This window comes from Shewanella sp. ECSMB14102 (assembly GCF_000813075.1).
GTDB lineage: Bacteria > Pseudomonadota > Gammaproteobacteria > Enterobacterales > Shewanellaceae > Shewanella > Shewanella indica.
This window is the reverse complement of sequence record NZ_JWGX01000061.1, coordinates 1-13,591: the sequence shown is the minus strand read 5'-3', so window position 1 is coordinate 13,591 and position 13,591 is coordinate 1. Positions and strand designations below refer to the sequence as shown.

The window sequence follows — 13,591 nt, the reverse complement described above, 5'->3', positions numbered from 1 at the left end:
GAGACAGATAAAAACCTTGAACAGGCCAATAAACACACATAGGGTTAACCTAAGCCAATCAGTTTTAACATTTTCATTCAAGGAAGAACACTGTGGGAAAGCGAAACTGTATCAGAGTGCTACTGTTGACCTTGCTTCTGGGCATGGGGGCAGGCTGCAGTAACCAGCCTTACTCCCCTTCTCAGGATCTCTATGACAACGTGGCCGACAATGTCGAGCAGCGCAATGAAAAGCTGGCGCGGGATCAACAACCAAGCGATGACAGAGTAAAGAGTGAAGATGTCAGTAAAGGCGTAATGGCAACTCTGGTTAGCTCCTTTCTGGTGGGCATAGCGACTCTGTTTGGCAGCAATTGACTTGGGCCCCCTTTACAGCTGCCACAAGGATTTCCTCATGCAAGCCCTTGCGAAGCGACTTCAGGGCTTGCCATAATCCGCTATCACTCATAAAGACAAGGTCGGCCAAGGGTAGCCAAGCCGACCATCAGCGGAGCCCCTATGTTGCAATCACAATCGCCCAAGAGCCCCCATATCGCATCACGGCTTAATGCCGTGCGCAGCGAAATGGCCAAACACCAACTCGATGCCTTTATTCAGCCCCGTGCCGACGAGTATCTCGGCGAGTATGTGCCGGCGCACAACGAGCGTTTGCATTGGCTGACCGACTTTACCGGCTCGGCGGGGATGGCGATTGTGATGAAGGACTGCGCCGCCATTTTTACTGATGGCCGCTACACAGTGCAGGTAAGGCAACAGGTGGACTCGACCCTGTTCAGTTATGAGAGCTTGACAGATATGCCTCAGGCACAATGGTTGGCGGAAAAGCTGCCGGCCGGTTGCCGCATTGGCTACGATCCCAGGTTGCATACCCTGGCCTGGCAGCAGGATGCCGAAGCCACGCTGAGCAAAGCGGGTATGACATTGGTGGCGCTTGACAACAACCCGGTAGATTTGCACTGGCAAGACAGACCCGTGCCGGAAAACAAGCCCATTATCCTCTTCAATGCCGAGTCTGCCGGCAAGAGCAGCGAACAGAAGCGCAGTGAAATCGGCGCCCTGGTGAAAAAGGCCGGGGCCGATGTGGCGCTGATAGCGGCGCTGGACTCCTTCTGCTGGTTACTCAATATCCGCGGTCAGGACGTGCCCAGGTTGCCCGTGGTACTGGGCTGTGCCCTGCTGGAAGCCAATGGTGAGATGACACTGTTTACCGAGCTTGCCAAGTTACCCCAGGGGATTGAAGCCCACGTAGGGGCCGGTGTCAGCTTCCGCGCCGAGGCGGAACTCGCCGAAGCGCTGCAAGCGCTTGAAGGCAGAAAACTTTTAGCCGATCCCAATAATGCCAACGCCTTCAGCCAATTACAGGCCAAAGCCGCCGGCGCCAAACTGATCGCCGGACTCGATCCTGTGGCACTGCCCAAGGCCTGTAAAAACAGTGCCGAACTGCAGGGAATCCGCGCCAGTCATATCCGTGACGGCGTTGCCGTGAGCCGTTTCCTGGCTTGGCTGGATGCCGAAGTGGCTGCTGGCCGACTCTATGATGAAGGCACTCTGGCAGATAAGCTTGAGAGTTATCGCCTTGAGGATCCCCTCTACCGCGAGCCAAGCTTTGACACTATTTCCGCCACCGGCGGCAATGCGGCCATGTGCCACTACAACCATCTCAACGGCACTCCGGCCATGATGGAGATGAACAGCATCTATCTGGTGGACTCTGGCGCCCAGTATTTGGACGGCACCACAGACGTTACCCGCACCATAGCCATAGGTGAAGTCAGCGCCGAGCAGAAGAAAATGGTGACCTTGGTGCTCAAGGGGCATATCGCCCTGGATCAGGCCCGCTTCCCGCGGGGCACTACGGGGCAACAACTGGATGCCTTCGCCCGTCAATACTTATGGCAGCACGGTTTTGACTACGACCACGGCACGGGCCATGGTGTTGGCCACTTCCTCAGCGTTCATGAAGGCCCGCAAAGAATAGGCAAGAACCTCAATGCCATTCCTTTGCTGCCCGGAATGGTGCTTTCCAACGAACCCGGCTATTACCGGGCTGATGCCTTCGGTATTCGTCTGGAAAACCTGGTGGAAGTACGCCCCTGTGAAGCGCTCAAAGGGGCCGAACGGGAGATATTCGAGTTCGACGCTCTGACTCTGATCCCTATGGACAAACGCTTGATAGACAAGAGTCTGCTTACTGAAGCTGAGCTCAATTGGTTCAATGACTATCACAGCTGCGTTTATCAGACCCTGTCACCGCTGATGAGTGGCGAATCACTGGCCTGGCTCGAACAGGCTACCTCGCCGCTGTAACGCCCAAGGGCGCCGTCAATGGCCGGCGCCCTTTGTCAAACTCTCGGTGCTATTCACGAGAAGATCCGCCCCTTGAATTGGGATATAATAGCCGCCATATAGCTGTTATTATTTTGCCATGAGAATCTCAATCCCATGATAAGTACCACCTTTGATCAGTATCTGGAGTTTCCAACCTCCTTCCCATTTAAAGTGGTTGGCGATGCCAGCGATACCCTGGCCGACCGCGTAGTCGAAGTCGTCCAGAAGCACGCCCCCGGCGATTACAGCCCTACCACCAAGGCCTCCAGCAAAGGCACCTACATCTCGGTGACCATAAATGTGAGAGTGACCAGCAAGGAACATATCGAAACCTTGTACACTGAACTTGCCGCTATTGAAGGCGTTCGCCGGGTACTCTGATACCTGGCACTCGGCAGAGAAAGTGTGATCTGGATTACATTTTTCCTGCCAAAGCGTATAATACCTGCCGGTATCAGAGAGTGAGCACAGCTTGATACTGATTGCTATCATCTCAAACAGAGGGGGAGACGTTGCCCTTGCCAGACAATACATTGCATATCCGCCACTTGGGTAACATGGATTATGAGACTGTATGGCATGCCATGCAGCACTATACCGACACCCGTGACGAACACAGCCCGGATGAACTCTGGCTGGTGGAGCATCCACCGGTTTTCACCCAAGGCCAGGCCGGTAAGAGCGAGCACCTGCTCAACACCGGTGATATCCCGGTGATCCAGGTGGATCGCGGTGGTCAAGTAACTTACCATGGCCCGGGGCAATTGGTCGCCTACCCTCTTATCAACATCAAACGGCGCAAGCTTGGGGTAAGACAGCTGGTTACCGACATAGAACAAAGCCTGGTGGAGCTGCTCAAGCGCTTCGATATTCCGGCCTATGCCAAGTCCGATGCGCCGGGTGTCTATGTCGAGGAGCGTAAAATAGCCTCTTTGGGGTTGAGGATCCGTAAGGGATGCTCATTCCACGGCTTGGCGCTGAATGTCGACATGGATCTCGCCCCTTTTCGTCGTATCAACCCCTGTGGTTATGCCGGACTCGAAATGGCCCAGTGCAAAGCGCTCGGTGGCCCCCAGAGTGTCGAGGAGGCAGGCCAACACCTGATTGAAACTTTTAGCCAGCGTTTGGGCTATGAGCAAACAGTGCATCACCAAGGATTAGCAGAGTCATATGAATAGGCCAGAAAGATTACAGCCCGGCGTGAAATTGCGGGACGCCGAAAAGGTCGCCCGTATCCCGGTCAAAGTTGTGCCATCAGAGCGCGACACCATGCTGCGCAAGCCCGATTGGTTGCGGGTTAAGTTGCCATCTTCCAATCAGCGGATCCTGGATATCAAACAGGCACTGCGTAAAAATGGTTTGCACTCAGTGTGTGAAGAAGCCTCCTGTCCAAACCTGGCCGAGTGCTTCAACCATGGTACAGCCACCTTTATGATCCTCGGCGCCATCTGTACCCGGCGTTGTCCCTTCTGTGACGTAGCCCATGGCCGCCCACTCAAGCCTGACGCCGAGGAGCCTCTCAAGCTGGCACAGACCATCAGGGATATGAAGCTCAAGTATGTGGTGATCACCTCTGTGGATCGTGACGATCTGCGTGACGGCGGCGCCCAGCACTTCGCCGACTGTATCCGTGAGATCCGCAAACTCAACCCTGAGATCAAGATAGAGATATTGGTGCCTGACTTCCGCGGCCGTATCGATCAGGCGCTGGATATTCTGGCGACCGAGCCACCGGATGTATTCAACCACAACCTGGAAACGGCTCCGGCTCACTATCGTAAGGCCCGTCCCGGTGCCAACTATCAGTGGTCACTGGATCTGCTCAAACGCTTTAAAGAGCGTCATCCGGATATCCCGACTAAATCGGGGATCATGCTCGGACTCGGTGAAAGCAATGAAGAGATTGAACAGGTGCTCAGAGATCTGCGCGCTCACAATGTCAACATGCTGACTCTGGGCCAGTATCTGCAGCCATCCAAGTTCCACTTGCCGGTGGAGCGTTACGTGACTCCCAAGGAGTTTGACGACTTCCACAACCTGGCAACCGAACTTGGCTTTACCCACGCTGCCTGTGGCCCGCTGGTTCGCTCAAGCTACCATGCAGACCTTCAGGCCCAGGGGAAAGAGGTCAAATAGAGCAAGTCCAAGCACCTAAAGAAACAGCGCCCAAAGGCGCTGTTTTTCTATTTATGGGCACAATTTAAAGCTTTAGGGTTAGCGGCAAAAGCTCTGACATAACAGCCTCTAGCCATATTAGCCGGGATGCTCTAAGAGCCAAGGAGAGCTAAGAAGCGTGAAGAGACAACTCCATCAACAGAGCATCTTCCCGGCCCTCTTTGGCCTGATAGTAATCGGCCCTGGAGCCGGTCTCAATAAAGCCTAGGCGTCGGTACAAGGCGATAGCGGCAGCATTACCCACCCTGACTTCCAGCAATAGTCTCTCCACACCAGTCTCTTTAAGCAGTTCGATTGCCGCCTGTAATAATTGCCGCCCCAAACCCTGACCTTGTGCGGCAGGAGCGATACAGATATTCATCAGGGTCGCTTCCTCGAACAAGACCTGCAGCAAGCAAAAGCCTTGAAGCTCCGGTCCTAGATATAACCCCAGAGCGCGGTAAAAACGACCAAAACAACTGCCCAGAGTCGCCTCACTCCAGGGAAACTCATGGGCCAGTTGTTCAATTTTCATCATCTCGTCGAGGTCATTGGCCTCCAAGGCTCTGATTGCGATAACCTCAGTCACTTCGCCTCCAATCTGTGCCAAATCTGTTGCCATAGGGCGCGCTTGCCCTCACTGCCTGACATTAATTGCGCCGGCTGCGATGAGTGTAGCCAGGCCCCTTCAACAGGCTCAGGGAACATATTCCATATCACCTCTTGCCCAGCCACAGGCCGATTACCGACGCTGCACTGCCCTGCCTCCAATCCCAATAACGCCAACACCTTGAGCACCAGGGGATGTTGCAATACACGCTCATCAGCATCTGGCACCAACAGCATGAAAGGCACCTGGGCGGGAGAGTCTTTTCTACTGCGCCACAGCTCTATTCCCATGGCGTGCAGATATTTATTCATGGTGATTGCGCTCCGCTTTAACGCAGTTTGAAAATGTCGCCCAAAACCCATAGCCGAGGGACGAACAAGAAGGGCAAAAATGACTGAAAGAAACCCGCAACAGAGCTTCCAAGTTAAGCGCTTTAGAATACCAGCTTGCTCAGCAACTGTCTGTGACCTGAGAGCAAATCCCTTGGCTATCAACTCAAACAAAATCGATTGCGGACATCTAGTTTATCCACTTTAACTAATTATCTTCCGGAGTAATATAGAAAACAGCTCATTTACGGAGGTTATATTATGAATATCAATATCGGGATCAACCAAGCCGATCGCCTGGAAATAGCCAACGGTTTGAATCGCTTACTTGCTGACACCTACAGCCTTTATCTCAAAACCCACAGCTTCCACTGGAACGTGACAGGTCCCATGTTCACCAGCCTACACCAACTGTTTGAAGAGCAGTACACCGAATTGGCTGCCGCGGTGGATGTCATCGCAGAGCGGGTCAGAGCCCTGGGTGAAAGAGCCTTGGGCTCCTACAGCGCCTACGCCGCTCAGACCGAAATCAAAGAAGACTCAGGCATCACAGATGCCAAACAGATGCTTGAGGAACTGCTGGAAGGCCAAGAGATCATTATTCGCAACGCCCGGGCACTCTATCCTCTGGTGAACCAGGCCAATGACGAAGCAACGGCAGATCTGCTGACCCAGCGTATTCAGCTGCATGAAAAGACCGCCTGGATGCTGCGCAGCTTGTTAGTGCAGTAATCTGGCATCACTTTGATACGGCGTTCAGAAACGGCATGAATTAGCGGCTAATGCTGAAACAAACTGAGTATTAATCTATACGGCTTACGCGTGTTGCGTGAGCCGTTATCTTATTTGGCACCGGGCAGGGTTTAACCCTGTAACAGTAGTTTTAAAGATATCTGCAAGCTGACAGTGCTAGGTGGTAAATAAACGGGTCCATATCGACCTCAAGCACTTTATGATATCTACAAAAGGAAAACGACCCGCATATTACTATGCAGGCCGTCTGGAATGTGGCAGGGGTGGCAGGACTCGAACCCGCAACCGTCGGTTTTGGAGTGAGTTATTTAAATCATAAAAATCAATTGGATAAGATTTTCCTTAGAAAATTAAACTAGAAAAAACATCGAATAAACACATGATTTTTAATGTTTTAAATTGCTAATTTCTAACTATTTTAATCACAAAAAAAGATATCTATTCACATTAACTTAGCTCACACACCCTTATATGATTAGACGACCAACCTCAACATGCTCTTCCTCTAACTTGTTTTTGGACAGAACGTGTATGAAAAAGGAGGCTTTTGCCTCCTCACTTTTTCTATGCCGCATTTTCTTTTTGTTCTTCTTCCAGTGCCTTAGCCTTACCAATGAAAGGGCCAATCAGTTGAGCAACAGCACGAAACACAGGCACTACGACCGAGTTGCCGAACTGCTTGTAGGCACTGGCGTCGGCACAGACTATACGAAAATCGGTATCGCTTTCATCCCTGTCAAATTCGGGCTTCTCAAAGCCCATCAGGCGAGCGCACTCCTGAGGTGTCAGCCTGCGCGGAGTTTTGTACGTAGCGTCAAACTCGGGGGCATAACGACCGTTTTCGTGGTCATATAACTTCTCCCATTCCTTGACGACAGCCTTGTATTCTAGTTCTGTCATCTCTGGGTTTTCGAGCTTCACCTTGTCTGCATGCCCTATCGAGAAGGCCTCTCGCGCTTGGTTCTTACGGATGGCATGCATCCTATTATCCAGAAGATAACTGTCTTCCAACCCACTTTGATTGATCAGGATCTCGGAGCCATCCTTGTGGTATCTCGCCGACAGTGTGCGAGTCACTGCATCAGGACTCTTCGGATCAACAAGCCCGAATCCGAACCCGTTGCCCTTGCTCTGATGTTTCAGGGCATAGTGGTAAAGGTAGTTCCACAGGTTCTCTGTCAAAGTGTACTTGTCCCTGTCCTCCTTGCTCAGTTCGCAGAGGATCTCGGCGATTGTGTAACGCTTTTCCGGTTTGGGGATCTTGTTCAGGTCTATCTCTTTCAGGGTAGGATCCTTGGCGATAAGATCCTTACGCACACCGACAAGACAGACTCGCTCCCGGTGCTGCGGCGTGAAGTGTGCGCCGTCGATAACTACCGGATCCTGTTTGCGCTTGCGGACATTGGCGATGGCCTCTTCTATATCGACACCTTCGTCGGTAATGTTTGCCACCCAATAGCCAGCATTATCAAGCGAGTGGATAATTGTGGCGAAGGTATTGCCCTTATCGTGGCTCTTAAGATTCTTGACGTTCTCCAGCACAAAAAACTTAGGCTGGCGAGCATTAAGAATCTGCTCAACGTCGAAAAATAGTGTGCCTTGGGTATCACAGTTGAAACCATGGGCTCGGCCCAGCGAGTTCTTCTTAGACACACCAGCCAGAGAAAACGGCTGGCATGGGAAACCAGCAAGTAGCACATCGTGCGCTGGGATGTGCTTCTTGATATGTTCGCACTTTTCTTCACGGTTCATTAGGTTGTTACCGCTCTGGGTGACCTTGGTGATATCCATGAAGGAGGTGTTCCTTTCCGGGTTTTCTTCTTCGCTGTTGAGGAAGTAATCAAGCTCGTGTTCATCCACGTAGTGGTTGGCGAGATAGGTGCGGCGTGCCTTCTGCTCCCATTCGCTAGTAAAGATGCATTTCCCACCGATATCCTCAAAACCTTTGCGCAGGCCGCCGATACCTGCGAACAAATCGATGAAAGTGAACTCCTCATTGTCCCAATGCGCAGGTTTCTTCGGCAGCAACTGCTGTTTAATAAAGTCCCTAGCATTTTCGTCAATGATAATCGCATTTTTTTCGGGATCTTTGCTCCAACGATTGAGCTCAGTACGGTCTATTCTAAGCGTCTTTAGCTCTGCACCATCTTTAAGCTCAGCCAGTTTTGCTAGCTGGATTGCTAGGTTCTTCTGGTCATAGACTTCGATTAGCAAACGAAGCAGCTTGTTAGTTTCCCGAAGGTCATTTCTAGTTCTTTGTTCGGCTTCAAAATCACCAAGTCTAATTTCTTTCATTGCACTTTCACCACTGGGTTAATTGTGTGATATTTTATCACACGTTTCTCCCTTTTTTCGAGTTTTGTGTGGATTTATACAGTGACCTTATACAGAAAAGGGGGCGAGCTGACGCATATATTATGCACTTTCTATTTGAAGCTTAAGCATGTAAGTAGAGAACTATTCATTTATCCGGCAACTTTCCAACAGTTCATCCGTGACCTTCACAAGGGAGACTCCGTCTAGCAGGGATTTTATATTCTCTGCCACTTCTTCTGGCGGAGTCTGGTAGCTGCCTAATACATGGAAGTCCGTTGCGGGAATCTCGAGGAAGCGGTTCTTGCTTGCACCAGTAAAGCTGGTTGTTTCGTCGCTCTCTTGTTTTTTTTGGTTCAAAAGAGCTTCAGTTTTGGTTGTGGTCAACTCTGTGCCGATGAGCAAAACTCTATTGTAATTGTCCCGGCGATTGAAAAGGTAGCCGGGATCAGAGTGTTTACTCCAGTCAGGTTTTACTAGGATCAGGTGTAAAGTGCGGATACCTATTTTCCCTAAGTCCCTGACTAGTTTCGCTTGGCCTACATTGATACCAAATTTGAGAGGAGCCTTCGCACCGCGCCTAAAGGGGTACTTGTGTTTGAGTTCGATCTCCCAGTACTGATTTTTGTAAAGGACGATCCGATCTAGGTCCCATAGCCAGCTGAAAAATGGCTGGATCACGAAATTTTTCAATACCCTATTAAGCAGAACCTCGTTCTTAAAATTGTCGATTGTTTCAAAGGCCCCATGTAGCCTGCCCCAGAAAACAGCCATCTGCCTTTCTGTATCCCTGACACTCTGCTGGATGGTGGGAAAAGGGATAGTTACGCAACTTCTTTTCCCTTGTAGGTAGGTTTGAAGCGGTAACATCTTTTTTTCCCGGCCGGGTTTGTGGCAATAGAAGTTAGAGCTTTCCTCGTCGAAAGCCACAGTAAAGGTGGTATAGGGCGCAAGTTTCTGGAGTGTTCTAACGTACTCTTGACTTACCAAGTTGTTGCTCCGATCCCAAACGAAGAAACACCTAGCATTTCCGTATCCTTTCTGCAGAGCGATCACTGTCGTGACGTTGAGCACCTTGAGACCTAGTTGTTCGAGGTGCCTTATGTAGGTCATGGCGACCGGTTCTATTTGTAATCCCTCTAGGGTTTGGTGCTTGTCGTAGCTAAGGAGTTCGAACTGGATGATTTTGTTGTTCAGATCTAGTTGACTAAGCGCAGTGCCGTTGCCGACAGGTGTTTGCGTTCCAAGCATTTCTGCATTCACTTTCACAGGCTCCAATCATCGCTGTATACTTTTGATTTCATTTATAAAATCCTTAAATGACATCAACCATTCGGCCTGCACAGGTTGGTAACTTGCTTGGATTGCTTCAGGTACCACGAGTTGAAGTTGTAGTTCTTCCATCTGCTGGGTTTGGGCTTCGCTGATAGCCGGTTCCATTGTTATAAGATGCTTACGTGGAACTCGTTTGGCCTCAGCCAACACCTGTCTCCACCGGTCCTTGCAGGTAGTCTTGGCACCGAGGATACGAAGCTTCTCCGCAGGAAAGCTGGTATCGGCATAGCAGTCACTACTCGGGAACACGAAATCAGGCTTCTGTCTCCCCTCTGTTTTGGCTCCACGGTCAAACAGGATGCCGTTGGAAAGCAGTATAGTTTCGATATGGTTCTCGAAGGCATGCCCGCTCCGTGACTTCCTACGATTCTGAACACTGAGAGAGAAACGTACGAACTCATCGACATCATCACCATTTTCGCCGAACCCTTCGCGCAGCCTCTGCTGCACGATATATTTCTCAAGCTGCCTGAATGCCGACTCCTCTGTCTCCATCCACTCGATGAGTGCCGTGTCAGGGGTATCGACTGGAGATAAATCCCTTGTTAGCTCACGTGCAAATTTGGAGAACTCCTTGGTTTTGGGAAATTCAGCACCGAACCTACTGAGGATAAGATCGAGGTAGTCGGTACCGTCGGAGCCAATTTCTATACCGTACCGCGCGAACATCAACCTGATAGGGAGGGTGAATCCGGACTGGCTGACCTCGACGCCAGTTAGTCCCCTCTTATTGGTATTGGTATCCCGCACACCGAAAAGTGTTCGGATCTGATCTTCGTACTCGCTACCAGGAGGGCAGAAGATCATCAGCAACGTCCCTTCATGCGTAGCTGCAATCAAGAAAAAATCGCCGGGCTCGAACCTGTTACTGACATCGTTAGATTTGTAATAGAGCCGCCACTCGGGCGAGCGGTTAGGGTCTTGATAACGAGTATCGTACCAAGTAACAGTATCCTCGCTGATGATCGGCTCGGCTTCATCCTCTGATAGGTAGACGAGCGTCGCGGCAATCTTTACTTGGCTTCCATCATCTGGAGTACCCAAGTATTCGCCAATACCAGCCTTGACCAACCCGCCTATCTCATGCTGATTTGACACCGGACTAGCATCGACGGCTGTAAGATACTTGAATGCGGCGGACGTGAATACATCAGCGAGCAGCTCGAACATGCTTACCTCTTGATATCTTAATGCTATTGGATGAGCTTAACCTAGATTAAACCCAAACTCATCAATAAGTTACATTTATGATGGTTATACTGTATGTATTCATGTATTTCATGTTCTGAATCGCCACTGATTTCCTAGACACCTTTTAGTTAGCTCAACTCCCATAGACCTCCTAGTTAACCGTGCAACGGCCCCACATACGCTCTCAGACCAACGAAAAAGTCCGCATACAAGTGATTTGGCCTTCATTTTGTTCAGTAAACGCCCCCAATTGGGCTTTGGGTAGTCCCTATCGTGCAGCCATCCCATAGGTTTAAGGGGTTAATCGTGCAGCCAACCAATATATCCAAGGCTTAAACGTGCAATGTTCCCACATATGCCCTTGCAATGGCGTTACATGTCACATTTTACATTCGTGACATGTAACGAAATATAAATATCTTTTTAAATTCATTTATATACGTTCAACCAGTAACACCAACCTAAGTCAAAATCTGGAAATTTCCTTCTGACTCTACAGACAAGACATTTGTCCAAATTGGGCAGTTTGGCGTGCCAATCTCGGCAATTATCAGCGGGATAATGGCTCCGTTCACTAAGCACGGAGTTATTTTTATGAAGTTAAATGGCATTGAGCTGCTCCACCTAGCTGTAGCACATGAGCTAAGAGAAGTTTGGGTCGTCAGGTTAGACCCACCCGATCAGCCCGGCAATCGGGGGCCAGATGGTGACCTGCTCTGGCCGGAGGTTTTGCTGTGCAAGAGTTCTGACGATGCAACTCATTTGGCTGAGTACCTAAGCAAAGCAGCCTTTGATGATTTTTCTGATTTTATGGCCGCAGAAGAAGATGGGGAAATCCATTCAGTACCTCAGGATGCAGATCAGTACATAGTTGCGCTCTGTAAAAGCATTCAAAGGTACAGATACGCATGGCTGGTAGAGCCAAGCATCAAAAGCATCTCACAAATCACATTGCTCAAGGAGGCTTTTCAACATGATTAAAAAGTCATTGAGTTTGCTGGCCTTTGCATTAATTGCATACTCAAACATTACACTTGCTCAGGAAAGCGCCACTGTGGGTCAAAAATCCTCACAGGAAAAGCGCACCCAAAGAGAAACCACGCTGAACGATGAGACCAACATGGAGTTACAACGCCAAAAAGGAGAAGAAGCAAGAAAAGGTGAGGAAAAACGAGACACGACCTCCACATCAATGCGTGATGCAAACGAAACATCATCTAGGCAGCAATACCAAAAGGCTAACCGTCTTTCAGTAAAAACAGCCCCACTTTCTATTCTTGTAGAGCTATTTGCCTATGTCGAAAAAGGTAAATCTGTAAGAGGGAAAACAACAAACGTCATCAGAAATTGTTCGCTCATTACGAACCCACAAGCGCCACAATTTCCAGAGTTAGAACCCAAACCCTTAGTTACAAGCGTTCAGGCCTGCATGGCCTGGAACAAAGAAAAAACACTGGGACAATGCCAAGTTGAGTTGCAGCAGGCAGCTTTCAACTGGGCGACCACTGGCATGCCTTCATCTATAAGAGTTCCTTCTGAGCGCCTGAAAAGAGAGGGCGTCTGCTGGGTGACATACGGGCTTGTAGCAGAAGCAACGCTAGATGACATATCAAGCGGGATTTCGGTCAACGGAAGTGACAAGTCCGCGATAAAAATGGCACTTGCGAAGGCGATGAGTAAACAGCTCATACGTAATGACTTACCAGAAAAGGCCTTGAAGATAATAGATAGACAATTTGGAAGGAACTGCGTAGTGCCATCAACACGAGGGTATAAGTATGAAGGAAAATACGAATGGTCTTGTGGCTCTTTTTCTGCTGATCCAAAAAGTCTGTCAGCTTCAATTGGCGAGTTCACTGTCTTTGGCCGAGGAAACTCACTCTTTGGAGAGTCATGGGAGCTGGAGACATCATTAAATCACGACACTCTTTTTTCGTTATCGACTACCAGAACTAACTCAAAAGAAGCATCAACGTCTAATGCTCAGTATGCAAGCACCGACAACCGCTCATCCAAGTCCCGTAACCTTTCAATGAGAACGTCTGAACGATTACAAACCGAGGAAGCATCCAATCTCAGCAACTCTACGGAGGCAAGCTTCACAGTGTCTCAGCCAGGCATAAAAGGGGGTAATTAAAAATGAAATCTGTACTGTATGGCATCATCATTGCCTGCCCAATCACTGCCATTGTGATCTACTTTGCCTTAACCGGTAGGCAGGAAGTTCTTATCCAACAAAAAACACATGAAGTTCAGCAACAAATCCGCTCGGAAGAGTTTCATCGTGACTTCTCTAAGGCTTGGGCTGAGTTTGATCTACCCAACCAGCATGATAAGGCCGTCATCTCGTCAGAAGATGCTGAGCGGAATGAGCGAATCATGCAGCTCAAAAAACTTCGCTCTCAGTTGGAAGCGGCTAACGGTGAGTCAATGGATGACCTAAAAGGAGACTTAGCAGAGATGAGAAAAGCATTGAAGGAGGCAGAGCAAGAAAAATAGTTTTATTACTTAGCTTAGCATTCTTCAAATTCGGTAGTGTTCATAAATCTGTGTCATTTGAGTAATATACACCCAAAAGG

General features: G+C 49.6%; 14 protein-coding genes. 9 read left to right on the top strand and 5 right to left on the bottom strand.

Going from position 1 to position 13,591, the window contains the following annotated elements; genetic code table 11:
- The first annotated feature begins 92 nt into the window (after window positions 1-92).
- From RC73_RS17645 to lipA, 5 genes are all read left to right on the top strand, one after another.
- Window positions 93-356 carry a hypothetical protein gene (locus RC73_RS17645; protein ID WP_039035885.1) on the top strand — a complete coding sequence of 88 codons (264 nt, stop codon included), beginning with the start codon at window positions 93-95 and terminating at the stop codon, window positions 354-356.
- A gap of 141 nt (window positions 357-497) precedes the next feature.
- Window positions 498-2,306, top strand: a complete 1,809-nt coding sequence (locus tag RC73_RS17640; RefSeq protein ID WP_039035884.1) for an aminopeptidase P family protein — start codon at window positions 498-500, stop codon at window positions 2,304-2,306.
- Between the two features lie 135 nt (window positions 2,307-2,441).
- Window positions 2,442-2,708, top strand: a complete 267-nt coding sequence (gene ybeD / locus RC73_RS17635; RefSeq protein WP_028781166.1) for a DUF493 family protein YbeD — start codon at window positions 2,442-2,444, stop codon at window positions 2,706-2,708.
- A gap of 137 nt (window positions 2,709-2,845) precedes the next feature.
- Window positions 2,846-3,505: a lipoyl(octanoyl) transferase LipB gene (lipB, locus tag RC73_RS17630; protein ID WP_039035899.1), complete on the top strand. Its 660-nt coding sequence runs from the start codon at window positions 2,846-2,848 to the stop codon at window positions 3,503-3,505.
- Window positions 3,498-4,463, top strand: coding sequence for a lipoyl synthase (lipA, locus tag RC73_RS17625; protein WP_028781164.1), 966 nt, complete (start codon window positions 3,498-3,500; stop codon window positions 4,461-4,463). Before lipB ends, lipA begins: the two co-directional genes overlap by 8 nt.
- Window positions 4,464-4,611: 148 nt before the next feature.
- Here the strand turns inward: lipA and rimI are convergent, their stop codons facing one another.
- Window positions 4,612-5,091 carry a ribosomal protein S18-alanine N-acetyltransferase gene (rimI, locus tag RC73_RS17620; protein ID WP_235370040.1) on the bottom strand — a complete coding sequence of 160 codons (480 nt, stop codon included), beginning with the start codon at window positions 5,089-5,091 and terminating at the stop codon, window positions 4,612-4,614.
- A complete protein-coding gene (locus RC73_RS20615) occupies window positions 5,067-5,402 on the bottom strand; it encodes a DNA polymerase III subunit psi (protein WP_152608464.1) in 336 nt (111 codons plus the stop codon). Before RC73_RS20615 ends, rimI begins: the two co-directional genes overlap by 25 nt.
- A gap of 279 nt (window positions 5,403-5,681) precedes the next feature.
- Between RC73_RS20615 and dpsA the strand changes: the two genes are divergently transcribed.
- On the top strand, window positions 5,682-6,152 hold the full coding sequence (gene dpsA / locus RC73_RS17610) for a DNA starvation/stationary phase protection protein DpsA (RefSeq protein WP_025009858.1): 471 nt from the start codon (window positions 5,682-5,684) through the stop codon (window positions 6,150-6,152).
- Window positions 6,153-6,737: 585 nt separating this feature from the next.
- On the opposite strand, the gene dcm is transcribed toward dpsA, so the two are convergent.
- From dcm to RC73_RS17595, 3 genes are all read right to left on the bottom strand, one after another.
- On the bottom strand, window positions 6,738-8,468 hold the full coding sequence (gene dcm, locus RC73_RS17605; protein ID WP_052248270.1) for a DNA (cytosine-5-)-methyltransferase: 1,731 nt from the start codon (window positions 8,466-8,468) through the stop codon (window positions 6,738-6,740).
- 162 nt (window positions 8,469-8,630) lie between these two features.
- Window positions 8,631-9,755 (bottom strand): hypothetical protein, encoded by a 1,125-nt coding sequence (locus RC73_RS17600; RefSeq protein ID WP_143078399.1) that lies wholly within the window; start codon window positions 9,753-9,755, stop codon window positions 8,631-8,633.
- Between the two features lie 9 nt (window positions 9,756-9,764).
- Window positions 9,765-10,991 (bottom strand): type II restriction endonuclease, encoded by a 1,227-nt coding sequence (locus RC73_RS17595; protein WP_039035881.1) that lies wholly within the window; start codon window positions 10,989-10,991, stop codon window positions 9,765-9,767.
- 615 nt (window positions 10,992-11,606) lie between these two features.
- On the opposite strand from RC73_RS17595, the gene RC73_RS17590 reads away from it, so the two are divergent.
- Genes RC73_RS17590 through RC73_RS17580 form a run of 3 tightly spaced genes read left to right on the top strand, consistent with a single transcriptional unit; the run spans window position 11,607 to window position 13,511 of the window.
- A complete protein-coding gene (locus RC73_RS17590; protein ID WP_039035880.1) occupies window positions 11,607-11,993 on the top strand; it encodes a hypothetical protein in 387 nt (128 codons plus the stop codon).
- Window positions 11,986-13,149 (top strand): hypothetical protein, encoded by a 1,164-nt coding sequence (locus RC73_RS17585; protein WP_039035879.1) that lies wholly within the window; start codon window positions 11,986-11,988, stop codon window positions 13,147-13,149. The genes RC73_RS17590 and RC73_RS17585 overlap by 8 nt, the downstream gene beginning before the upstream one ends.
- 2 nt (window positions 13,150-13,151) lie before the next feature.
- Window positions 13,152-13,511 (top strand): hypothetical protein, encoded by a 360-nt coding sequence (locus RC73_RS17580; RefSeq protein ID WP_039035878.1) that lies wholly within the window; start codon window positions 13,152-13,154, stop codon window positions 13,509-13,511.
- Window positions 13,512-13,591 lie beyond the last annotated feature (80 nt).